21 protein-coding genes, 2 tRNA genes and 1 rRNA gene are annotated in these 22,596 nt (G+C 51.8%); 18 read left to right on the top strand and 6 right to left on the bottom strand.

The genetic code is table 11. From position 1 onward, the window contains the following. The first annotated feature begins 4 nt into the window (after positions 1-4). The 3 genes from rrf to A7Z06_RS19385 all read left to right on the top strand — a co-directional run bounded on the left by rrf (position 5) and on the right by A7Z06_RS19385 (position 335). Positions 5-120, top strand: a 5S ribosomal RNA gene (rrf, locus tag A7Z06_RS19395). Positions 121-174: 54 nt separating this feature from the next. After that, positions 175-251, top strand: a tRNA-Asp gene (locus A7Z06_RS19390). A gap of 8 nt (positions 252-259) precedes the next feature. Further along, positions 260-335 (top strand) — tRNA-Trp (locus A7Z06_RS19385). Positions 336-430: 95 nt separating this feature from the next. On the opposite strand, the gene hdfR is transcribed toward A7Z06_RS19385, so the two are convergent. Then, on the bottom strand, positions 431-1,270 hold the full coding sequence (hdfR, locus tag A7Z06_RS19380; RefSeq protein ID WP_000379261.1) for an HTH-type transcriptional regulator HdfR: 840 nt from the start codon (positions 1,268-1,270) through the stop codon (positions 431-433). A 118-nt stretch (positions 1,271-1,388) separates the two neighbouring features. Here hdfR and maoP point away from each other — a divergent pair, with 118 nt between their 5' ends. Then, positions 1,389-1,727 (top strand): macrodomain Ori organization protein MaoP, encoded by a 339-nt coding sequence (gene maoP / locus A7Z06_RS19375; RefSeq protein WP_000841001.1) that lies wholly within the window; start codon positions 1,389-1,391, stop codon positions 1,725-1,727. Between the two features lie 24 nt (positions 1,728-1,751). On the opposite strand, the gene A7Z06_RS19370 is transcribed toward maoP, so the two are convergent. Further along, positions 1,752-3,272: a YifB family Mg chelatase-like AAA ATPase gene (locus A7Z06_RS19370; protein WP_000058999.1), complete on the bottom strand. Its 1,521-nt coding sequence runs from the start codon at positions 3,270-3,272 to the stop codon at positions 1,752-1,754. A 350-nt stretch (positions 3,273-3,622) separates the two neighbouring features. Here A7Z06_RS19370 and ilvL point away from each other — a divergent pair, with 350 nt between their 5' ends. From ilvL to ilvA, 7 genes are all read left to right on the top strand, one after another. Further along, positions 3,623-3,721 (top strand): ilv operon leader peptide, encoded by a 99-nt coding sequence (gene ilvL, locus A7Z06_RS19360; protein WP_001311244.1) that lies wholly within the window; start codon positions 3,623-3,625, stop codon positions 3,719-3,721. Between the two features lie 86 nt (positions 3,722-3,807). Further along, entirely contained in the window at positions 3,808-3,858 is a 51-nt protein-coding gene (gene ilvX / locus A7Z06_RS19355; protein WP_101687388.1) for a peptide IlvX, read from the top strand. A 2-nt stretch (positions 3,859-3,860) separates the two neighbouring features. After that, positions 3,861-5,507: an acetolactate synthase 2 catalytic subunit gene (gene ilvG / locus A7Z06_RS19350; RefSeq protein ID WP_001012640.1), complete on the top strand. Its 1,647-nt coding sequence runs from the start codon at positions 3,861-3,863 to the stop codon at positions 5,505-5,507. Beyond that, complete coding sequence (gene ilvM, locus A7Z06_RS19345; protein WP_000983255.1) at positions 5,504-5,767, top strand: acetolactate synthase 2 small subunit; 264 nt, start codon at positions 5,504-5,506, stop codon at positions 5,765-5,767. The genes ilvG and ilvM overlap by 4 nt, the downstream gene beginning before the upstream one ends. A gap of 19 nt (positions 5,768-5,786) precedes the next feature. Further along, positions 5,787-6,716: a branched-chain-amino-acid transaminase gene (ilvE, locus tag A7Z06_RS19340; RefSeq protein WP_000208524.1), complete on the top strand. Its 930-nt coding sequence runs from the start codon at positions 5,787-5,789 to the stop codon at positions 6,714-6,716. A gap of 64 nt (positions 6,717-6,780) precedes the next feature. Further along, positions 6,781-8,631, top strand: coding sequence for a dihydroxy-acid dehydratase (gene ilvD, locus A7Z06_RS19335; protein ID WP_001127424.1), 1,851 nt, complete (start codon positions 6,781-6,783; stop codon positions 8,629-8,631). A 2-nt stretch (positions 8,632-8,633) separates the two neighbouring features. Then, a complete protein-coding gene (gene ilvA / locus A7Z06_RS19330) occupies positions 8,634-10,178 on the top strand; it encodes a threonine ammonia-lyase, biosynthetic (RefSeq protein WP_105279543.1) in 1,545 nt (514 codons plus the stop codon). On the opposite strand, the gene ilvY is transcribed toward ilvA, so the two are convergent. After that, positions 10,175-11,065, bottom strand: a complete 891-nt coding sequence (gene ilvY, locus A7Z06_RS19325; RefSeq protein WP_000365757.1) for an HTH-type transcriptional activator IlvY — start codon at positions 11,063-11,065, stop codon at positions 10,175-10,177. The genes ilvA and ilvY overlap by 4 nt on opposite strands. Before the next feature lie 151 nt (positions 11,066-11,216). On the opposite strand from ilvY, the gene ilvC reads away from it, so the two are divergent. Continuing rightward, positions 11,217-12,692, top strand: a complete 1,476-nt coding sequence (gene ilvC / locus A7Z06_RS19320; protein ID WP_000024944.1) for a ketol-acid reductoisomerase — start codon at positions 11,217-11,219, stop codon at positions 12,690-12,692. Positions 12,693-12,766: 74 nt separating this feature from the next. Here the strand turns inward: ilvC and ppiC are convergent, their stop codons facing one another. Then, the gene (gene ppiC, locus A7Z06_RS19315; protein ID WP_001140260.1) at positions 12,767-13,048 is read right to left on the bottom strand and encodes a peptidylprolyl isomerase PpiC; all 282 of its coding nucleotides are present in this window, start codon (positions 13,046-13,048) and stop codon (positions 12,767-12,769) included. Between the two features lie 86 nt (positions 13,049-13,134). On the opposite strand from ppiC, the gene rep reads away from it, so the two are divergent. Further along, positions 13,135-15,156 (top strand): DNA helicase Rep, encoded by a 2,022-nt coding sequence (gene rep / locus A7Z06_RS19310; protein ID WP_001238850.1) that lies wholly within the window; start codon positions 13,135-13,137, stop codon positions 15,154-15,156. 104 nt (positions 15,157-15,260) lie between these two features. Here the strand turns inward: rep and gppA are convergent, their stop codons facing one another. Further along, complete coding sequence (gppA, locus tag A7Z06_RS19305) at positions 15,261-16,745, bottom strand: guanosine-5'-triphosphate,3'-diphosphate diphosphatase (RefSeq protein WP_000535978.1); 1,485 nt, start codon at positions 16,743-16,745, stop codon at positions 15,261-15,263. Between the two features lie 135 nt (positions 16,746-16,880). Further along, positions 16,881-18,146, bottom strand: coding sequence for an ATP-dependent RNA helicase RhlB (gene rhlB, locus A7Z06_RS19295; RefSeq protein ID WP_000047511.1), 1,266 nt, complete (start codon positions 18,144-18,146; stop codon positions 16,881-16,883). A 130-nt stretch (positions 18,147-18,276) separates the two neighbouring features. Here rhlB and trxA point away from each other — a divergent pair, with 130 nt between their 5' ends. From trxA to wzzE, 5 genes are all read left to right on the top strand, one after another. After that, positions 18,277-18,606, top strand: a complete 330-nt coding sequence (gene trxA / locus A7Z06_RS19290; protein WP_001280776.1) for a thioredoxin TrxA — start codon at positions 18,277-18,279, stop codon at positions 18,604-18,606. Between the two features lie 139 nt (positions 18,607-18,745). Continuing rightward, positions 18,746-18,847 (top strand): rho operon leader peptide RhoL, encoded by a 102-nt coding sequence (gene rhoL / locus A7Z06_RS19285; RefSeq protein WP_010345119.1) that lies wholly within the window; start codon positions 18,746-18,748, stop codon positions 18,845-18,847. A gap of 84 nt (positions 18,848-18,931) precedes the next feature. Continuing rightward, the gene (gene rho / locus A7Z06_RS19280; RefSeq protein ID WP_001517407.1) at positions 18,932-20,191 is read left to right on the top strand and encodes a transcription termination factor Rho; all 1,260 of its coding nucleotides are present in this window, start codon (positions 18,932-18,934) and stop codon (positions 20,189-20,191) included. Between the two features lie 239 nt (positions 20,192-20,430). Beyond that, positions 20,431-21,534 (top strand): UDP-N-acetylglucosamine--undecaprenyl-phosphate N-acetylglucosaminephosphotransferase, encoded by a 1,104-nt coding sequence (gene wecA, locus A7Z06_RS19275; protein ID WP_001050953.1) that lies wholly within the window; start codon positions 20,431-20,433, stop codon positions 21,532-21,534. A gap of 11 nt (positions 21,535-21,545) precedes the next feature. Next, positions 21,546-22,592 (top strand): ECA polysaccharide chain length modulation protein, encoded by a 1,047-nt coding sequence (wzzE, locus tag A7Z06_RS19270; protein WP_032226904.1) that lies wholly within the window; start codon positions 21,546-21,548, stop codon positions 22,590-22,592. Positions 22,593-22,596 lie beyond the last annotated feature (4 nt).

The raw sequence follows: 22,596 nt of genomic DNA, 5'->3' as shown, positions 1-22,596 counted from the left end.
TTTGCCTGGCGGCCGTAGCGCGGTGGTCCCACCTGACCCCATGCCGAACTCAGAAGTGAAACGCCGTAGCGCCGATGGTAGTGTGGGGTCTCCCCATGCGAGAGTAGGGAACTGCCAGGCATCAAATTAAGCAGTAAGCCGGTCATAAAACTGGTGGTTGTAAAAGAATTCGGTGGAGCGGTAGTTCAGTCGGTTAGAATACCTGCCTGTCACGCAGGGGGTCGCGGGTTCGAGTCCCGTCCGTTCCGCCACCCTAATTAGGGGCGTAGTTCAATTGGTAGAGCACCGGTCTCCAAAACCGGGTGTTGGGAGTTCGAGTCTCTCCGCCCCTGCCAGAAATCATCCTTAGCGAAAGCTAAGGATTTTTTTTGTCTGAAATAACCCTCTTCGAAGTAAATCCTTCCATCGGCATCCTTGCCGGCTATTTTGATTAATACACATCATCCAGCACGTTAATTTTCAATAGATCGCGAATCAACGCGTGTTTATCGCTATTTTGCAGCCATATAGCATAAAGAGGACGTGAAAGAGTTGTGCTGTCGACAACGGTATGTAGCCCACCTTTCTTACGTGCCCAACTCACCGGTAGCCATGTGCAACCATTAAGCATCGCAATCTGTTGCTGTGCCAGTTCAGCAGAACTGGTTGTTAGCATTGGAACTTCATCAGCACCGATTAAACCAGCCTCATGTTGTTGAAAATCCGGCCCCCATTCCAGACGGAGATAGTTAAGCTCACCTTTTAGCTTAGAAGGGGCACTGGTATAGAGTGCTAAAGTAAAATGCCCCAGTAACTGACTACTAAATTCATCCATTTTGGGCGCTTCAGTAGTAATAAGAAGATCAAGCTGGCGTTCATGCAACTGTTTTACCAGAGACTGCCGTTGGGCAATTCGCGCTTCGAACTGTAAGCCTGTATGGGCATCCTGATTTTGATACAAGCGCCCCAGCCACTGATTAAGCATACATTCCCACAACGAGGCGCTGGCACCGATAGAAAACTCATTATGTCGTGAGGTATGCGCTACCTCCTTACGAGCGGTCTGCCAGGTGCTCATGAGTGTTTCTGCATAAGGCAACAGCTTTTCACCGGCAGCGGTTAAACGGATATTGTTTCTGTGACGGGTGAAAAGATTCACACCCAGCTGATTTTCCAGTTGTCTGATCCGAAAGCTCACTGCTGACTGGGTCAGATAGAGCGATTCAGCCGCTCGGCCAAAGTGACGCGTTCGGCTAACTTCCAGGAAAGTTTTTAACAATTCCGTATCCACAGTGCTCTCCGCAAAATTATTTGTCGTTATGATTTAAATGTTTTGTTTTACACTCTGTCAAGCGTAACTAATACTCCGCGCCATAACTAGCTCGGTCAAAGAATTAGGAGCGTGCAGGATGGCGGAAAGCTTTACGACGACTAATCGATATTTCGACAATAAACATTATCCACGTGGATTCTCTCGTCATGGTGATTTCACCATCAAAGAGGCACAACTGCTTGAACGTCATGGTTATGCCTTCAATGAGCTGGATCTCGGCAAACGCGAGCCGGTTACCGAGGAAGAGAAACTCTTCGTAGCAGTATGCCGTGGCGAACGTGAGCCAGTGACAGAAGCAGAACGCGTGTGGTCCAAGTATATGACGCGTATCAAGCGTCCAAAACGTTTTCACACTCTTTCCGGCGGTAAACCGCAGGTCGAAGGTGCTGAAGACTACACCGATTCCGACGATTAATAAAAAGGGCGAAATGCCCTTTTTTTACGTCAGCAGTTTTTGCAAATGGATGAGCAAACGGTCGATAGCCCGATAACTTACGGCCTCTTGTAAATGCTGACGTGTGATGACGTCAGACTGATCAATATCAGCTATGGTTCTTGATACTTTCAGTAACCGCTGCCAGGCACGAATAGATAATCCCAGATGGATCAGCGTTTCTTCCAGCCACTGTGCGTCCTCGTTCTCAAGCTTGCAAAATTGTCGTATTTCCGGACTATCCAGCCAGGCATTCAGTTTATTCTGCCGCTTAAATTGGCGCTCTCTGGCGGCCATTACGCGTTGTTTAACGGTGGCGCTGCTTTCCCCCTGAATGACCGCTTTGCTCAAAATACCGGGTGGCGGTAGCGGGATCTCCAGTGAGAGGTCAAAGCGGTCAAGAAAGGGACCGGAGAGTCGGTTGAGATAACGCAGCGTTTGTTCCGGCGTGCAGCGGTTATGGTTCCCTTGATAATGTCCTGTTGGGCTGGGATTCATCGCCGCAACAAGCTGGAAACGGGCTGGATAGGTTATTTTTGCTCGTGTGCGTGAAAGATGGATTTGCCCTGACTCTATGGGTTCCCGCAAGGCATCCAGTGTACGCCGTTCAAATTCAGGTAGTTCATCAAGAAAAAGTACGCCGTTATGCGCCAGCGAAATTTCACCAGGCCCGGGAATTGCGCCACCGCCCACCATCGCAGTTAACGACGCACTGTGGTGCGGTGAGCGGAACGGGCGCTGCCGCCATTGTTTTTGCACTGATTCGGCATTTACCAGGCTTAATATTGCGGCACTCTCCAGTGCTTCTTCATTGCTTAAATCTGGCAACAGGCCATTAATACGGCTGGCGAGCATCGTTTTGCCTGTTCCCGGCGGTCCAATCAATAAAAGGTTGTGTCCGCCAGCAGCAGTAATTTCCAGTCCTCGCTTTCCTTGCTCCTGACCGACAACATCACTGAGATCATGTTGTAATGCACGGGATACTACATCAGTTGGTTTCGGGCGTTCGAGAGCGTGTTTACCTTCCAGAAATGCACAGACAGCCTGCAGATGATCGGCTATCAGGCATCCTTCACCGTTAATTAACCCCACTTCATCTTCGTTGTCTTTCGAGACGATAATTTTTCTGCCCGACTTAATGGCTTCAGTTGCACTGGAGATTGCGCCTGGAACGCCACGCAGAGCGCCTGTAAGCGCCAGTTCTCCGACTAATTCATATTCATCTAACTTATTGGCTGTAAGCTGTTCTGAGGCCGCCAGCAACGCAATGGCGATAGGTAAATCATATCGTCCCCCTTCTTTTGGCAGATCGGCTGGAGCAAGGTTGATGGTGATTTTTTTCGCCGGATATTCATATCCGCTATTGATAATGGCGCTGCGCACGCGATCGCGAGCTTCTTTCACCGTTGTTTCTGGTAAGCCCACCATCGTTAAGCCGGGTAGACCTTTACTGATATGTACCTCAACAGTGATTGGGGGAGCATTGACTCCCAGGGCTGCGCGGGTATGAACAATTGACAGTGACATAAGTCCTCCTTAAGTCACCATTATGAACATAAGAGATCCCTGCTGTAGTCTGCGAAATTGTGTTATTTAGCGGCTGATTCCCGTTTATTTGTGCAAAGTAATTTGAGTTGTATTAGTGATGGAATCACTCTCGCAAAAATAAAAAGCACAAAAAACTGCCACTCGAAGAGCGCGAGAATTATACGGAAATTGAATTTTTTTCACTCACAAATTTTTATATAAAAAACAATGGTTTTTATAGAAATTATTATGAGAGTCATAAAAAGCGGCCAAAAAATATCTTGTGCTATTCGCAAAATCTATGGTAACTCTTTAGGCATTCCTTCGAACAAGATGCAAGAAAAGACAAAATGACAGCCCTTCTACGAGTGATTAGCCTGGTCGTGATTAGCGTGGTGGTGATTATTATCCCACCGTGCGGGGCTGCACTTGGACGAGGAAAGGCTTAGAGATCAAGCCTTAACGAACTAAGACCCCCGCACCGAAAGGTTCGGGGGTTTTTTTTGACCTTAAAAACATAATCGAGGAGCAGGCAATGAATAACAGCACAAAATTCTGTTTCTCAACATTCAGGACGGGGAACTAACTATGAATGGCGCACAGTGGGTGGTACATGCTTTGCGGGCACAGGGTGTGAACACCGTTTTCGGTTATCCGGGTGGCGCAATTATGCCTGTTTACGATGCATTGTATGACGGTGGCGTAGAACACTTGCTGTGCCGGCATGAACAGGGCGCGGTAATGGCGGCTATCGGTTATGCCCGTGCTACCGGTAAAACGGGCGTGTGCATCGCCACTTCTGGCCCTGGCGCAACCAACCTGATCACCGGACTTGCGGACGCGCTGTTAGATTCCATCCCTGTCGTTGCCATCACCGGTCAGGTATCTGCACCGTTCATCGGCACCGATGCATTTCAGGAGGTTGATGTCCTGGGATTGTCGTTAGCCTGTACCAAACACAGCTTCCTGGTGCAGTCGCTGGAAGAATTACCACGCATCATGGCCGAAGCGTTTGATGTCGCCAGCTCAGGTCGTCCCGGTCCGGTTCTGGTCGATATCCCTAAAGATATCCAGTTAGCCTGCGGCGATCTGGAACCCTGGTTCACCACCGTTGAAAACGAAGTGACTTTCCCACATGCCGAAGTCGAGCAAGCGCGCCAGATGCTGGTAAAAGCGCAAAAACCGATGCTGTATGTTGGCGGCGGCGTGGGTATGGCGCAGGCGGTTCCTGCTCTGCATGAATTTCTCGCTGCCACAAAAATGCCTGCCACCTGCACGCTGAAAGGGCTGGGCGCAGTCGATGCGGATTATCCGTACTATCTGGGGATGCTGGGGATGCACGGCACCAAAGCGGCGAACTTCGCGGTGCAGGAATGTGACCTGCTGATCGCCGTTGGAGCACGTTTTGATGACCGGGTTACCGGCAAACTTAACACCTTCGCACCACACGCCAGTGTTATCCATATGGATATCGACCCGGCAGAAATGAACAAGCTGCGTCAGGCGCATGTGGCATTACAAGGCGATTTAAACATGCTGTTGCCTGCGTTACAGCAATCGTTAAATATCGATGAATGGCAGCAATACTGCGCACAAATGCGTAGTGAACATGCCTGGCGTTACGATCATCCTGGAGACGCTATCTACGCGCCGTTGTTGTTAAAACAACTGTCGGATCGTAAACCTGCGGATTGCGTTGTGACCACGGATGTGGGGCAGCATCAGATGTGGGCTGCGCAGCACATCGCCCACACTCGCCCGGAAAATTTCATCACTTCAAGCGGTTTAGGCACTATGGGCTTCGGTTTACCGGCGGCGGTTGGCGCACAAGTCGCGCGACCGAACGATACTGTCGTTTGTATCTCCGGTGACGGTTCTTTCATGATGAATGTACAAGAGCTGGGCACCGTAAAACGCAAGCAGTTACCGTTGAAAATTGTCTTACTCGATAACCAGCGGTTAGGGATGGTTCGACAATGGCAGCAACTGTTTTTCCAGGAACGATATAGCGAAACCACCCTTACCGATAACCCAGATTTCCTCATGTTAGCCAGCGCCTTCGGCATCCCTGGCCAACACATCACCCGTAAAGACCAGGTTGAAGCGGCACTCGACACCATGCTGAACAGTGATGGGCCATACCTGCTTCATGTCTCAATCGACGAACTTGAGAACGTCTGGCCGCTGGTGCCGCCTGGCGCCAGTAATTCAGAAATGTTGGAGAAATTATCATGATGCAACATCAGGTCAATGTATCGGCTCGCTTCAATCCAGAAACCTTAGAACGTGTTTTACGCGTGGTGCGTCATCGTGGTTTCCACGTCTGCTCAATGAATATGGCTGCCGCCAGCGATGCACAAAATATAAATATTGAATTGACCGTTGCCAGCCCGCGTTCGGTCGACTTACTGTTTAGTCAGTTAAATAAACTGGTAGACGTCGCACACGTTGCTATCTGCCAGAGCACAACCACATCACAACAAATCCGCGCCTGAGCGCAAAAGGAATATAAAAATGACCACGAAGAAAGCTGATTACATTTGGTTCAATGGGGAGATGGTTCGCTGGGAAGACGCGAAGGTGCATGTGATGTCGCATGCGCTGCACTATGGCACCTCGGTTTTTGAAGGCATCCGTTGCTACGACTCGCATAAAGGTCCAGTTGTATTCCGTCATCGTGAGCATATGCAACGTCTGCATGACTCTGCCAAAATTTACCGCTTCCCGGTTTCGCAGAGCATTGATGAGCTGATGGAAGCTTGCCGCGAAGTGATCCGTAAAAACAATCTCACCAGCGCCTATATCCGTCCGCTGATCTTCGTAGGTGATGTTGGCATGGGCGTTAACCCACCAGCGGGATACACCACCGACGTGATTATTGCCGCTTTCCCGTGGGGAGCTTATCTGGGCGCGGAAGCACTGGAGCAGGGGATCGACGCGATGGTTTCTTCCTGGAACCGCGCGGCGCCAAACACCATTCCAACCGCTGCGAAAGCGGGGGGGAACTACCTCTCTTCCCTGCTGGTTGGCAGCGAAGCGCGCCGCCACGGTTATCAGGAAGGTATCGCGCTGGATGTGAATGGTTACATCTCTGAAGGTGCAGGCGAAAACCTGTTTGAAGTGAAAGACGGCGTGCTGTTCACCCCGCCGTTCACCTCTTCCGCGCTTCCGGGTATTACCCGTGACGCCATCATCAAACTGGCGAAAGAACTGGGAATTGAAGTGCGTGAGCAGGTGCTGTCGCGTGAATCGCTGTATCTGGCAGATGAAGTGTTTATGTCCGGTACAGCGGCTGAAATTACGCCAGTGCGCAGCGTCGACGGTATTCAGGTGGGCGAAGGCCGTTGTGGCCCGGTCACCAAACGCATCCAGCAAGCCTTCTTCGGCCTCTTCACCGGCGAAACCGAAGATAAATGGGGCTGGTTGGATCAGGTTAATCAATAAATACAAAAAATGGGACGGCACGCACCGTCCCATTTACGAGACAGACACTGGGAGTAAATAAAGTATGCCTAAGTACCGTTCCGCCACCACCACTCATGGTCGTAATATGGCGGGTGCTCGTGCGCTGTGGCGCGCCACTGGAATGACCGACGCTGATTTCGGTAAGCCGATTATCGCTGTTGTGAACTCGTTCACTCAATTTGTACCGGGGCACGTCCATCTGCGCGATCTCGGTAAACTGGTCGCTGAACAAATTGAAGCGGCTGGCGGCGTTGCCAAAGAATTCAACACCATTGCGGTGGATGATGGGATCGCCATGGGTCACGGGGGGATGCTTTATTCACTGCCGTCTCGCGAACTGATCGCTGATTCTGTTGAGTATATGGTCAACGCTCACTGTGCCGATGCGATGGTCTGTATCTCCAACTGCGACAAAATCACCCCAGGGATGCTGATGGCTTCCCTGCGATTAAACATTCCGGTGATCTTTGTTTCCGGCGGCCCGATGGAGGCCGGGAAAACCAAACTATCCAATCAGTTAATCAAGCTTGATCTGGTTGATGCGATGATCCAGGGGGCAGATCCGAAAGTTTCTGACTCCCAGAGCGATCAGGTTGAACGTTCGGCCTGTCCAACCTGTGGTTCCTGCTCCGGGATGTTCACCGCTAACTCGATGAACTGCCTGACCGAAGCTCTGGGTCTGTCGCAGCCAGGCAACGGCTCGCTACTGGCAACCCACGCGGATCGTAAGCAGCTGTTCCTCAATGCCGGTAAACGCATTGTTGAATTGACCAAACGTTACTACGAGCAAAACGACGAAAGCGCACTGCCACGTAATATCGCCAGTAAAGCGGCGTTTGAAAACGCCATGACGTTGGATATCGCGATGGGCGGCTCTACCAATACGGTTCTTCACCTGCTGGCGGCGGCTCAAGAAGCGGAAATCGACTTCACCATGAGTGATATCGACAAACTTTCGCGTAAAGTCCCGCAGTTGTGCAAAGTTGCGCCGAGCACCCAGAAATACCATATGGAAGATGTTCATCGTGCTGGTGGCGTGATCGGTATTCTCGGCGAACTGGATCGTGCCGGGTTGTTGAATCGCAATGTGAAAAACGTACTCGGCCTGACCTTGTCGCAAACGCTGGAACAATACGATGTCATGCTGACTCAGGATGATGCGGTGAAAAATATGTTCCGCGCTGGCCCGGCTGGAATCCGCACTACACAGGCATTCTCGCAGGATTGCCGTTGGGATTCTCTCGATGACGATCGCGCAAACGGCTGCATCCGCTCGCTGGAGCACGCCTACAGCAAAGACGGTGGCCTGGCGGTACTTTACGGTAACTTCGCGGAAAATGGCTGCATCGTTAAAACGGCAGGCGTCGATGACAGCATCCTCAAATTCACTGGCCCGGCGAAAGTGTACGAAAGCCAGGATGACGCGGTAGAAGCGATTCTTGGCGGTAAAGTTGTCGCTGGCGATGTGGTTGTTATTCGCTACGAAGGCCCGAAAGGCGGACCGGGGATGCAGGAAATGCTCTATCCAACCAGTTTCCTGAAATCGATGGGTCTTGGCAAAGCCTGTGCGCTGATCACCGATGGACGCTTCTCCGGCGGCACTTCTGGTCTTTCCATCGGCCACGTCTCGCCGGAAGCGGCGAGCGGCGGTAGCATTGGCCTGATTGAAGATGGTGACCTGATCGCCATCGACATTCCGAACCGTGGCATTCAGTTGCAGGTAAGCGATGCCGAACTGGCGGCGCGTCGTGAAGCGCAGGAAGCCCGTGGCGACAAAGCCTGGACGCCGAAAAACCGTGAACGTCAGGTTTCCTTTGCTTTGCGCGCCTACGCCAGCCTGGCGACCAGCGCCGACAAAGGTGCGGTGCGCGATAAATCGAAACTGGGGGGTTAATAATGGCTGACTCGCAACCCCTGTCAGGCGCCCCGGAAGGTGCCGAATATTTAAGAGCGGTGCTACGTGCGCCGGTCTATGAAGCGGCACAGGTCACGCCGCTACAGAAAATGGAAAAACTGTCGTCGCGTCTTGATAACGTGATACTGGTGAAGCGCGAAGACCGCCAGCCAGTGCACAGCTTCAAGCTGCGCGGCGCATATGCCATGATGGCAGGTCTGACGGAAGAACAGAAAGCGCACGGTGTGATCACCGCCTCGGCGGGTAACCATGCGCAAGGTGTCGCGTTCTCCTCCGCTCGGTTAGGTGTGAAGGCGCTCATCGTCATGCCAACCGCTACCGCCGACATCAAAGTCGACGCGGTGCGCGGCTTCGGCGGTGAGGTGCTGCTTCACGGCGCGAACTTTGATGAAGCGAAAGCGAAAGCAATCGAACTGTCGCAGCAGCAGGGCTTCACCTGGGTGCCGCCGTTCGATCATCCGATGGTGATCGCCGGGCAAGGCACGCTGGCGCTGGAACTGCTCCAGCAGGACGCCCATCTCGACCGCGTATTTGTGCCGGTTGGTGGCGGTGGCCTGGCGGCGGGCGTGGCTGTGTTGATCAAACAACTGATGCCGCAAATCAAAGTGATCGCGGTAGAAGCGGAAGATTCAGCCTGCCTGAAAGCGGCACTGGATGCGGGTCATCCGGTTGATCTGCCGCGCGTGGGGCTATTCGCCGAAGGTGTTGCGGTAAAACGCATCGGCGACGAAACCTTCCGTTTGTGCCGGGAGTATCTCGACGACATCATCACCGTCGATAGCGATGCCATCTGCGCAGCGATGAAAGACTTATTCGAAGATGTGCGCGCAGTGGCGGAACCGTCTGGCGCGCTGGCGCTGGCGGGGATGAAAAAGTACATCGCTCAGCACAACATTCGCGGTGAGCGGCTGGCGCATATTCTTTCTGGAGCCAACGTGAACTTCCACGGTCTGCGCTACGTCTCGGAACGCTGCGAACTGGGCGAACAGCGTGAAGCGTTGCTGGCGGTGACCATCCCGGAAGAGAAGGGCAGCTTTCTGAAGTTCTGCCAGTTGCTTGGCGGGCGCTCGGTCACAGAGTTCAACTACCGTTTCGCTGATGCTAAAGATGCCTGTATTTTTGTCGGTGTGCGCTTAAGTCGCGGCCTTGAAGAGCGCAAAGAAATTTTGCAGATGCTCAGCGACGGCGGCTACAGCGTGGTTGATCTCTCCGACGACGAAATGGCGAAGTTGCATGTGCGCTATATGGTTGGCGGGCGTCCATCGCATCCGTTGCAGGAACGCCTCTACAGCTTCGAATTCCCGGAATCACCGGGCGCGCTGCTGCGCTTCCTCAACACGCTGGGGACGCACTGGAATATCTCTTTGTTCCACTATCGCAGTCATGGCACCGACTACGGGCGTGTACTGGCAGCGTTCGAGCTGGGCGATCATGAACCGGATTTCGAAACCCGGCTGAATGAGCTGGGCTACGATTGCCACGACGAAACCAATAACCCGGCGTTCAGGTTCTTTTTGGCGGGTTAATGGTTCGGCAAAATCTTCCAGAACGCCTCAATCAGCGGCTCATGTAGCCGCTTTTTTTGCGCACAAACGCCCAGCTCAAACGGCGTTTTCTCATCGCTACGCTCTAAAATCATCACACGATTACGCACTGGCTCCGGGCTGTTATCCAGTACCACTTCCGGCAGCAGCGCCACGCCACAGCCAAGTGCCACCATCGATACCATCGCTTCATGCCCGCCAACCGTGGCGTAAATCATCGGGTTACTGATTTTATTGCGTCGAAACCACAACTCAATGCGGCGGCGTACTGGTCCCTGATCGGCCATGATGAAGGGAATCGTCGACCAGTCCGGTTGTTCTACTGAGACCTGATTACGCACCGGGCAGGGCAGCGCGGGCGCGATCAGCACCACCGCCAGGTTCTCCAGCATCGAAAACGCCACCGCGCCTGGCAGAGTCTCCGGCTTCCCGGCAATCGCCAGATCCGCTTCTCCGGTAACCACTTTTTCCATTGCATCCGCCGCATCACCGGTGGTGAGCTTAATTTCCACCGATGGATGCTCCGCGCGGAATCGGTCGAGAATCGGCGGCAGATGGCTGTAAGCGGCAGTCACCGAACAGAAAATATGTAATTCGCCAGAGAGGGACGGCCCTTGCTGGTCGATGGTGTGGCGCAATTGCTGATACTGTAACAACGTTTGCTGGGCGAAAACACGCAGCTCTTCGCCCGCTTCCGTCAGCGTTACCGTGCGGTTATCGCGCACAAACAGCGGTTGGCCGAGATCTTCTTCCAGGCGCTGAATCTGTCGGGAAAGCGTGGAGGGGCTGACGTGCATTGCCCGCGCGCTACGGCCAAAATGGCGGCTTTCCGCCAGATGCAGAAACATTTTCAGGTCGCGTAAATCCACAGGCTTAACCCCCGGTTATGACGTTGCAGAAATTGCAATATGACGTTGTGAATATATCAATTTCCGCAATAAATTTCCTGTTGTAATGTGGTGACATTCTCGCTCAACAGCGAACCGAACAATAAGAAGCACAACATCACGAGGAATCACCATGGCTAACTACTTCAATACACTGAATCTGCGCCAGCAGCTGGCACAACTGGGCAAATGTCGCTTTATGGGGCGCGACGAGTTCGCTGACGGCGCGAGCTACCTTCAGGGTAAAAAAGTGGTCATCGTCGGCTGCGGCGCACAGGGTCTGAACCAGGGCCTGAACATGCGTGATTCTGGTCTCGATATCTCCTACGCTCTGCGTAAAGAAGCGATTGCCGAAAAGCGCGCGTCCTGGCGTAAAGCAACCGAAAACGGTTTTAAGGTAGGTACTTACGAAGAACTGATCCCGCAGGCGGATCTGGTGGTTAACCTGACGCCGGACAAGCAGCACTCTGACGTAGTGCGTTCCGTTCAACCGCTGATGAAAGATGGCGCTGCGCTGGGTTACTCGCATGGTTTCAACATCGTCGAAGTGGGCGAGCAGATCCGTAAAGACATCACTGTAGTAATGGTTGCGCCGAAATGCCCAGGCACCGAAGTGCGTGAAGAGTATAAACGTGGATTCGGCGTACCGACGCTGATTGCCGTTCACCCGGAAAACGATCCGAAAGGCGAAGGCATGGCGATCGCTAAAGCCTGGGCGGCAGCAACAGGCGGTCATCGTGCCGGCGTTCTGGAATCCTCTTTCGTTGCGGAAGTGAAATCAGACCTGATGGGCGAGCAAACTATCCTGTGCGGTATGTTGCAGGCTGGTTCTCTGCTGTGCTTCGACAAGCTGGTGGAAGAGGGCACCGACCCGGCATATGCAGAAAAACTGATTCAGTTCGGCTGGGAAACCATCACCGAAGCCCTGAAGCAGGGCGGCATCACCCTGATGATGGACAGGCTCTCTAACCCGGCGAAACTGCGTGCTTATGCGCTGTCAGAACAACTGAAAGAGATCATGGCGCCGCTGTTCCAGAAACATATGGACGACATCATCTCCGGTGAATTCTCCTCTGGCATGATGGCAGACTGGGCTAATGATGATAAGAAACTGCTGACCTGGCGTGAAGAGACCGGCAAAACCGCGTTCGAAACCGCACCGCAGTATGAAGGTAAAATCGGCGAGCAGGAGTACTTCGATAAAGGTGTGCTGATGATCGCGATGGTGAAAGCAGGCGTTGAGCTGGCGTTCGAAACCATGGTTGATTCCGGCATCATTGAAGAGTCGGCATACTATGAATCACTGCATGAGCTGCCGCTGATTGCCAACACCATCGCCCGTAAGCGTCTGTACGAAATGAACGTGGTTATCTCTGATACCGCAGAATACGGTAACTATCTGTTCTCTTACGCTTGCGTACCGCTGCTGAAACCGTTTATGGCAGAGCTGCAGCCGGGCGATCTGGGTAAAGCTATTCCAGAAGGTGCGGTAGATAACGCGCAACTGCGTGATGTAAATGATGCGATTCGCAGCCATGCAATTGAGCAGGTAGGTAAAAAACTGCGTGGCTATATGACGGATATGAAACGTATTGCTGTTGCGGGTTAAGTGTGCGCTGATGCCCTCTCCCACAGGGAGAGGGAGAAAACACTCAAGGCCTTCTCCGGGAGAAGGCCTTGCTGTTAGTTGCGGTACAGCACCTTAATGATGTGATACCCGAACTGGGTATGCAGCGGGCCGGTTGGCTCCAGCACCGGACAAGAGAACACCACTTTATCAAACGCCGGAACCATCTGACCCTGGCGAAATTCCCCTAAATCACCGCCGCGTTTGCCTGACGGGCAAATGGAATGTTTCTTCGCCAGCTTGCCAAAATCGGCGCCGTTCTTGATCTGCTCCAGAAGTTCCTGAGCCAGTTTCTCTTCTTTTACAAGGATATGCAGTGCTGCTGCTGTTTTTGCCATGATCGTGCCTTGAGTGGTAAGGATGAGGCTGGCTATACTACCACGCTGTTATTTCCCCCTCCCGACTTTCATTGAGCGATTTTTCTATGCGTCTAAACCCCGGCCAACAACAAGCTGTCGAATTCGTTACCGGCCCCTGCCTGGTGCTGGCGGGCGCGGGTTCCGGTAAAACTCGTGTGATCACCAATAAAATCGCCCATCTGATCCGTGACTGCGGTTATCAGGCGCGACATATCGCAGCGGTGACCTTTACCAATAAAGCAGCGCGCGAGATGAAAGAGCGTGTCGGGCAGACGCTGGGGCGCAAAGAGGCTCGTGGCCTGATGATCTCCACCTTCCACACGCTGGGGCTGGATATCATCAAACGCGAGTATGCAGCGTTAGGGATGAAAGCGAACTTTTCGCTGTTTGACGATACCGATCAGCTTGCTTTGCTCAAAGAGTTGACCGAAGGACTGATTGAAGATGACAAAGTTCTCCTGCAACAGCTGATTTCAACCATCTCTAATTGGAAGAATGATCTCAAAACTCCTGCGCAGGCGGCGGCAGAGGCAAAAGGCGAGCGGGATCGCATTTTTGCCCATTGTTATGGGCTGTATGATGCGCACCTGAAAGCGTGCAATGTTCTCGACTTCGACGATCTGATTTTATTGCCGACATTGCTGCTGCAACGCAATGTGGAAGTACGCGAACGCTGGCAAAACAAGATTCGCTACCTGCTGGTGGATGAGTATCAGGATACCAACACCAGCCAGTATGAGCTGGTGAAACTGCTGGTGGGCAGCCGCGCTCGCTTTACCGTGGTGGGCGATGATGACCAGTCGATCTACTCCTGGCGTGGCGCACGTCCGCAAAACCTGGTGCTGTTGAGCCAGGATTTCCCAACGTTGAAGGTGATTAAGCTTGAGCAGAACTACCGCTCTTCCGGGCGTATTCTGAAAGCGGCGAACATCCTGATCGCCAATAACCCGCACGTCTTTGAAAAGCGTCTGTTCTCCGAACTAGGCTATGGCGCGGAGCTAAAAGTTTTAAGCGCGAATAACGAAGAACATGAAGCCGAGCGCGTTACAGGTGAGCTGATTGCGCATCACTTCGTCAACAAAACACAGTACAAAGATTACGCCATTCTCTATCGCGGCAACCATCAGTCACGGGTGTTTGAAAAATTTCTGATGCAAAACCGCATTCCGTACAAAATATCCGGCGGTACTTCGTTCTTCTCCCGTCCGGAAATCAAGGATTTACTGGCTTATCTGCGTGTGCTGACTAACCCGGACGATGATAGTGCGTTCCTGCGTATCGTTAACACGCCGAAGCGAGAGATTGGCCCGGCGACGCTGAAAAAGCTGGGTGAGTGGGCGATGACGCGTAATAAAAGTATGTTTACCGCCAGCTTTGATATGGGGTTGAGTCAGACACTGAGTGGACGTGGTTATGAAGCGTTGACCCGATTTACTCACTGGCTGGCGGAAATCCAGCGACTGGCGGAGCGGGAGCCTATCGCCGCAGTGCGCGATCTGATCCACGGGATGGATTATGAATCCTGGTTATACGAAACGTCACCCAGCCCGAAAGCCGCCGAAATGCGCATGAAGAACGTTAACCAGTTATTTAGCTGGATGACGGAGATGCTGGAAGGTAGCGAACTGGATGAGCCGATGACGCTCACCCAGGTGGTGACGCGCTTTACTCTGCGCGACATGATGGAACGTGGCGAGAGTGACGAAGAGCTTGATCAGGTGCAACTGATGACTCTGCACGCGTCAAAAGGGCTGGAGTTTCCTTATGTCTACATGGTCGGTATGGAAGAAGGATTTTTGCCGCACCAAAGCAGCATCGACGAGGACAATATCGATGAAGAGCGGCGGCTGGCCTATGTCGGCATCACCCGCGCCCAGAAAGAGTTGACCTTTACGCTGTGTAAAGAGCGTCGTCAGTACGGTGAGCTGGTACGTCCGGAGCCGAGCCGCTTCCTGCTGGAATTACCGCAGGATGACTTGATTTGGGAACAAGAGCGCAAAGTGGTCAGCGCCGAAGAACGGATGCAGAAAGGGCAAAACCATCTGGCGAATCTGAAAGCGATGATGGCAGCAAAACGAGGCAAATAGCCATTCGTATTGTCTGGGGCTGGTTGGATTAGATGATCACGGCACCGGAAAGCGGAATTATCGCCGGATAAGATGCGTGAGCATCGCATCCGGCACATTACACGTTAAAGCACTTCCAGCGGCCAGTGAACATAGCTCTGCCACTCAATTTCCTGATCGATAATCTCTTTACCCAGCGGGTGCTGAGCCAGCCAACCTTGCGGCAGTGTCAGGGTCAACTGTTCATGGTTGGCCTGTAATGTCATCTCCGGCACTAAATCGTCACGGCGACGGCTGGCAAAAATGATTGCCAGGCGCAGTAAACGACAGAGTTGTTCTGCAACGCGCGGCGGTACGGCATTTTGTTGATGCAGCGATGAGAGATCGACTGGATTCGTCTGGTTGAGCAATAGCGTCGCCAGCAGCTTTTTCTGCGCAGGCGTAAAACCGGGAAGATCCAGATTACGCACGAGATAAGCGGCATGTTGCGGCGCTTGTTTGAAATCAACGCTCAGACCAATTTCATGAAGTTGACAGGCGCTGATTAGCAAATCGCGGCTAATCGCTTCAAGATGCCATTCACTCTCCACTTGATCGAAGAAGTTAGCCGCAACGCTGGCTACGCGCTGAGCCTGATCAATATCAATCATAAAGCGGCGCTGAATATTATGCAGTGTTCGGCTGCGAATATCTTGCTCAACCGCCAGATGTAACATGCCGTAGACCAGGCCTTCACGTAGAGCACCGCCCGCCAGGGTCATACACTGAATATTCAGTTCGGTAAAAATGGCTATCAGGATCGCCAGACCACTCGGGAATACTAATGCGCGTTCCAGCGTTAACCCTTCAATCTCCAGCTCTTCCAGCCGACCGCAATGAATAGCGCGCTGTTTCAGTTGCTGCAACTTCGCGAGGGTAATGCGCTCATCCATCCCCTGCGCCATCATTATTTCCTGTAACGCCTGCACGGTGCCGGAAGCGCCAACGCACACTTTCCAGCCGTGATATCGCAGTTCATCAGCAACCGGACGCAAAACTTCACGTGCGGCTTGTTCAGCTGCGACAAAGTTTTCCTGCCCGAGATTACGATCGACAAAATAACGTTCCAGCCAGGTGACGCAGCCCATCGACAGGCTGAACAAAGACGTGGTCTGTGCACCTGTGCCAGTGACCAGTTCGGTACTCGCGCCGCCAATATCCACGACCAGGCGCTGATCGGCTCCGCCGGTGGTGTGAGCAACACCCTGATAAATCAGGCGAGCTTCTTCTTCACCACTAATGACTTGCACTGGACAACCGAGGATTTCCTGCGCTTTAGCAATAAAATCACCGGCATTGACAGCAAGTCGTAACGTCGCCGTAGCGACAACGCGAATTTGCGATGGTGGGATATCTTGCAGACGTTCAGCAAACAGGCGCAAACATTGCCAGCCGCGCTCCATTGCTTCATTAGACAGGGCATTTTCGCTGTTCAGGCCAGCAGCCAGACGCACTTTACGTTTAATTCGCGTCAGCGTCTGGATACTTCCAGCCACCTCGCGCACTACCAGCATATGGAAACTATTTGAACCGAGATCAATAGCTGCATATAGCGACGAGGTGGAACCCATACTCTTCATCCTTCAATCTGTCTCTGCGTTGGCTGCATTCTTTCACCCGAATCACTTACTACAGTAAGCGCATCGGGATTCATTCTCTTGCCATCTTGATACAGTTTGAATGATTTTGAGTATGACATTATTTATTTAACCTGAACGACGACGATTACGTGGAGCACCAGTACGACGCGGACCATTGCCTGTGCGCGGGCGCGTGAGGCGCAGCGGTTTTGGCAGATCGGTCATCAATGCGTCCGGATTGTATTTGCTTACCGGAATTGAGTGACCAATATAGGTCTCAATAGCAGGCAAATTCAATGCATACTCTTCACACGCCAGGCTGATAGAGTGACCGCTTGCGCCTGCGCGGCCAGTACGACCGATACGGTGAACGTAATCTTCACAGTCATCGGGCAAATCGTAGTTAAAGACGTGCGTCACTGCCGGAATATGCAGACCACGAGCAGCAACGTCGGTAGCAACCAGAATATCCAGATCGCCACGGGTAAATTCATCAAGAATACGCAGGCGTTTTTTCTGCGCCACATCGCCCGTCAACAGACCAACACGATGACCATCTGCCGCCAGGTGACCCCAGATATCTTCACAACGGTGTTTGGTGTTGGCGAAAATAATCGCTCTGTCTGGCCACTCTTCTTCGATCAGCGTTTGCAACAAACGCATCTTTTCTTCGTTAGAAGGGTAGAAAAGCTCTTCTTTAATACGGTGGCCCGTTTTCTGTTCCGGTTCCACTTCGATATATTCGGCGTTATTCATCTGCTCGAACGCCAGTTCACGTACCCGGTACGAAAGTGTGGCGGAGAACAGCATGTTGAGGCGCTGGTTCGCAGGCGGCATACGGCGGAACAGCCAGCGGATATCTTTAATAAAGCCCAGATCGTACATGCGATCGGCTTCGTCCAGCACCACCACCTGAATGGCACCGAGGTTAATATGGTTTTGTTTGGCGTAATCAATTAAACGACCCGTGGTGCCAATCAGAATGTCAACGCCGCTTTCCAGCACTTTCAACTGTTTGTCGTAGCCATCGCCACCGTAGGCCAGACCCAGTTTCAGGCCAGTAGCTTGTGCCAGTGGTTCCGCGTCGGCGTGGATCTGCACGGCAAGTTCACGCGTCGGTGCCATAATTAAGGCACGCGGTTGATTCACCTTGCGATCGGCAATTGCGGGATGAGAGAGAAGGTAATGAAACGAAGACGTAAGAAACGCCATCGTTTTCCCGGTACCGGTTTGCGCCTGCCCGGCTACGTCACGACCTTCCAGCGTTAGCGGAAGAGCCAGTGCCTGAATGGGCGTACAGTTATGAAACCCTTTTTTTTCAAGGGCTTCTACAACTTTCGGATGCAGGGCGAAGTCGGAAAACTTCTGTTCTGTTAAATGTGTTTTGCTCATAGTGTGATAGAATATCAGCTTACTATTGCTTTACGAAAGCGTATCCGGTGAAATAAAGTCAACCTTTAGTTGGTTAATGTTACACCAACAACGAAACCAACACGCCAGGCTTATTCCTGTGGAGTTATATATGAGCGATAAAATTATTCACCTGACTGACGACAGTTTTGACACGGATGTACTCAAAGCGGACGGGGCAATCCTCGTCGATTTCTGGGCAGAGTGGTGCGGTCCGTGCAAAATGATCGCCCCGATTCTGGATGAAATCGCTGACGAATATCAGGGCAAACTGACCGTTGCAAAACTGAACATCGATCAAAACCCTGGCACTGCGCCGAAATATGGCATCCGTGGTATCCCGACTCTGCTGCTGTTCAAGAATGGCGAAGTGGCGGCAACGAAAGTCGGCGCGCTGTCTAAAGGTCAGTTGAAAGAGTTCCTCGACGCCAATCTGGCATAAGGGAACGTCATGTTCGGGTGCCCTGTCGCTAAAAACTGGACGCCCGGCGTGAGCCATGCTAACTTAATGTTGACTTCGTATTAAACTTACCTTATTAAGTTTGAATCTTGTAATATCCAACGCTTCCCGTTTTTATCTAATGCGAAGTGAACAGATTTCTGGTTTGTCACTCAATCCGTCTTGTCGTTTCAGTTCTGCGTACTTTCCTGTGACCAGACAGCGAAAAGACATGAGTCGATGACCGTAAACAGGCATGGATGATCCTGCCATACCATTCACAACATTAAGTTCGAGATTTACCCCAAGTTTAAGAACTCACACCACTATGAATCTTACCGAATTAAAGAATACGCCGGTTTCTGAGCTGATCACTCTCGGCGAAAATATGGGGCTGGAAAATCTGGCTCGTATGCGTAAGCAGGACATTATTTTTGCCATCCTGAAGCAGCACGCAAAGAGTGGCGAAGATATCTTTGGTGATGGCGTACTGGAGATATTGCAGGATGGATTTGGTTTCCTCCGTTCCGCAGACAGCTCCTACCTCGCCGGTCCTGATGACATCTACGTTTCTCCCAGCCAAATCCGCCGTTTCAACCTCCGCACTGGTGATACCATCTCTGGTAAGATTCGCCCGCCGAAAGAAGGTGAACGCTATTTTGCGCTGCTGAAAGTTAATGAAGTTAACTTCGATAAACCTGAAAACGCCCGCAATAAAATCCTCTTTGAGAACTTAACTCCGCTGCACGCAAACTCTCGTCTGCGTATGGAACGTGGTAACGGTTCTACTGAAGATTTGACCGCTCGCGTGCTGGATCTGGCTTCGCCAATCGGTCGTGGTCAACGTGGTCTGATTGTGGCGCCGCCGAAAGCAGGTAAAACCATGCTGCTGCAGAATATCGCCCAGAGCATTGCTTACAATCACCCGGATTGTGTGCTGATGGTTCTGCTGATTGACGAACGTCCGGAAGAAGTAACCGAGATGCAGCGTCTGGTTAAAGGGGAAGTTGTCGCTTCTACCTTTGACGAACCGGCATCTCGCCACGTTCAGGTTGCGGAAATGGTGATCGAGAAGGCGAAACGTCTGGTTGAGCACAAGAAAGACGTTATTATTCTGCTCGACTCTATTACTCGACTGGCGCGTGCTTACAACACCGTCGTTCCGGCTTCCGGTAAAGTGTTGACCGGTGGTGTGGATGCTAACGCACTGCATCGTCCGAAACGCTTCTTCGGTGCGGCGCGTAACGTGGAAGAGGGCGGCAGCCTGACCATCATCGCGACGGCGCTGATCGATACGGGTTCCAAAATGGACGAAGTTATCTACGAAGAGTTTAAAGGCACCGGTAACATGGAACTGCACCTCTCTCGTAAGATCGCTGAAAAACGCGTCTTCCCGGCTATCGACTACAACCGTTCCGGTACACGTAAAGAAGAACTGCTCACTACTCAGGAAGAGCTGCAGAAAATGTGGATCTTGCGCAAAATCATTCACCCGATGGGTGAAATCGACGCAATGGAATTCCTCATTAATAAACTGGCAATGACCAAGACCAATGACGATTTCTTTGATATGATGAAACGCTCATAAATTTGTCTTATGCTAAAAACGCCACGTGTTTACGTGGCGTTTTGCTTTTATATCTGTAATCTTAGCAGCGTGCCTGTGATGGTGGGAAAATTCCTGGTTTTTGCGGGTGTTTTATACGATTTTCGTCGCGAGTGGTTGGTTTTTACACAAGTCTGATTGGTTCAGAAAGTAGTTTCCCTTCTGAATAAAGGTCTTCGTGGGTATACTTCTGCTAATAATTTTCTCTGAGAGCATGCATTGTGAATTTACTGACAGTGAGTACTGATCTCATCAGTATTTTTTTATTCACGACACTGTTTCTGTTTTTTGCCCGCAAGGTGGCAAAAAAAGTCGGTTTAGTGGATAAACCTAACTTCCGCAAACGTCACCAGGGATTGATACCGCTCGTTGGGGGTATTTCAGTTTATGCAGGGATTTGCTTTACGTTCGGAATTGTCGATTATTACATTCCGCATGCATCTCTCTACCTGGCTTGCGCTGGCGTCCTGGTGTTCATCGGCGCGCTGGATGACCGTTTTGATATCAGCGTAAAAATTCGAGCCACCATACAGGCCGCTGTTGGCATCATTATGATGGTGTTCGGCAAACTTTATCTCAGTAGCCTTGGCTATATTTTTGGCGACTGGGAGATGGTACTTGGACCGTTTGGGTATTTCCTGACGTTGTTTGCAGTCTGGGCGGCAATTAATGCTTTCAATATGGTTGATGGCATTGATGGTTTGCTGGGCGGGTTATCCTGCGTCTCATTTGCGGCAATTGGCATGATTTTGTGGTTCGACGGGCAAACCAGCCTCGCTATCTGGTGCTTTGCGATGATTGCCGCCATCCTGCCTTACATCATGCTTAACCTCGGTATTCTGGGGCGTCGCTACAAAGTCTTTATGGGCGATGCGGGCAGTACATTGATTGGTTTTACCGTAATCTGGATCCTGCTGGAAACCACCCAGGGTAAAACGCATCCGATTAGCCCGGTGACTGCATTATGGATAATCGCCATTCCGCTGATGGATATGGTGGCTATTATGTATCGTCGCCTGCGTAAAGGCATGAGTCCGTTCTCGCCTGACCGTCAGCACATTCATCATTTAATCATGCGCGCTGGCTTTACTTCTCGTCAGGCATTTGTGCTGATTACCCTTGCTGCTGCACTGCTTGCTTCCATTGGCGTGCTGGCAGAATATTCTCATTTTGTCCCTGAATGGGTCATGCTGGTGCTCTTTTTGCTAGCATTCTTCCTCTATGGCTATTGCATTAAGCGCGCCTGGAAGGTTGCTCGCTTTATTAAGCGTGTGAAACGCCGACTGCGCAGAAATCGTGGTGGCAGCCCCAACTTAACCAAATAAACGAGGATGTAATGACGCAACCAATGCCTGGGAAACCAGCCGAAGACGCTGAAAATGAACTGGATATTCGTGGGTTGTTTCGTACCTTGTGGGCTGGGAAGCTGTGGATTATTTGCATGGGGCTGGCGTTTGCGTTAATTGCGCTGGCGTATACATTTTTCGCCCGCCAGGAGTGGAGTGCGACGGCGATTACCGATCGTCCAACGGTGAATATGCTGGGGGGATACTACTCGCAGCAGCAGTTTTTGCGTAACCTGGACGTCCGTTCGAACATGGCTCCTGCCGACCAACCATCGGTCATGGACGAAGCCTATAAAGAATTTGTTATGCAGCTGGCGTCGTGGGACACCCGTCGCGATTTCTGGCTGCAGACGGATTATTACAAACAGCGGATGGTCGGTAACAGTAAAGCCGATGCGGCTCTGCTGGATGAAATGATCAACAACATCCAGTTTATTCCCGGTGATTTCACCCGTGCGACCAATGATAACGTTAAATTGATTGCCGAAACTGCCCCTGATGCCAATAATCTACTGCGTCAATATGTCGCATTCGCCAGTCAGCGCGCTGCCAGCCATCTGAATGATGAGCTGAAAGGCGCATGGGCAGCACGCACTATCCAAATGAAAGCCCAGGTGAAGCGTCAGGAAGAAGTTGCGAAAGCGATCTACGACCGCCGGGTAAACAGCATTGAGCAGGCGCTCAAAATCGCCGAGCAACATAATATTTCCCGTAGTGCGACAGATGTCCCTGCGGATGAATTGCCTGATTCAGAAATGTTTTTGCTGGGGCGCCCTATGCTGCAGGCGCGATTAGAAAATTTACAGGCCGTCGGTCCGGCCTTTGATCTTGACTATGATCAGAATCGGGCCATGTTAAACACCCTTAATGTAGGTCCAACCCTGGATCCGCGTTTTCAGACCTATCGCTATTTGCGTACGCCGGAAGAACCGGTAAAACGCGATAGCCCACGTCGTGCCTTCCTGATGATTATGTGGGGCATTGTCGGGGGGCTGATCGGGGCTGGTGTCGCATTAACCCGCCGTTGCTCGAAATAGCAAC

Source organism: Escherichia sp. MOD1-EC6819, from assembly GCF_002965765.1.
Classification (GTDB): domain Bacteria; phylum Pseudomonadota; class Gammaproteobacteria; order Enterobacterales; family Enterobacteriaceae; genus Escherichia; species Escherichia ruysiae.
This window is presented reverse-complemented; position numbering and strand designations above follow the sequence as displayed.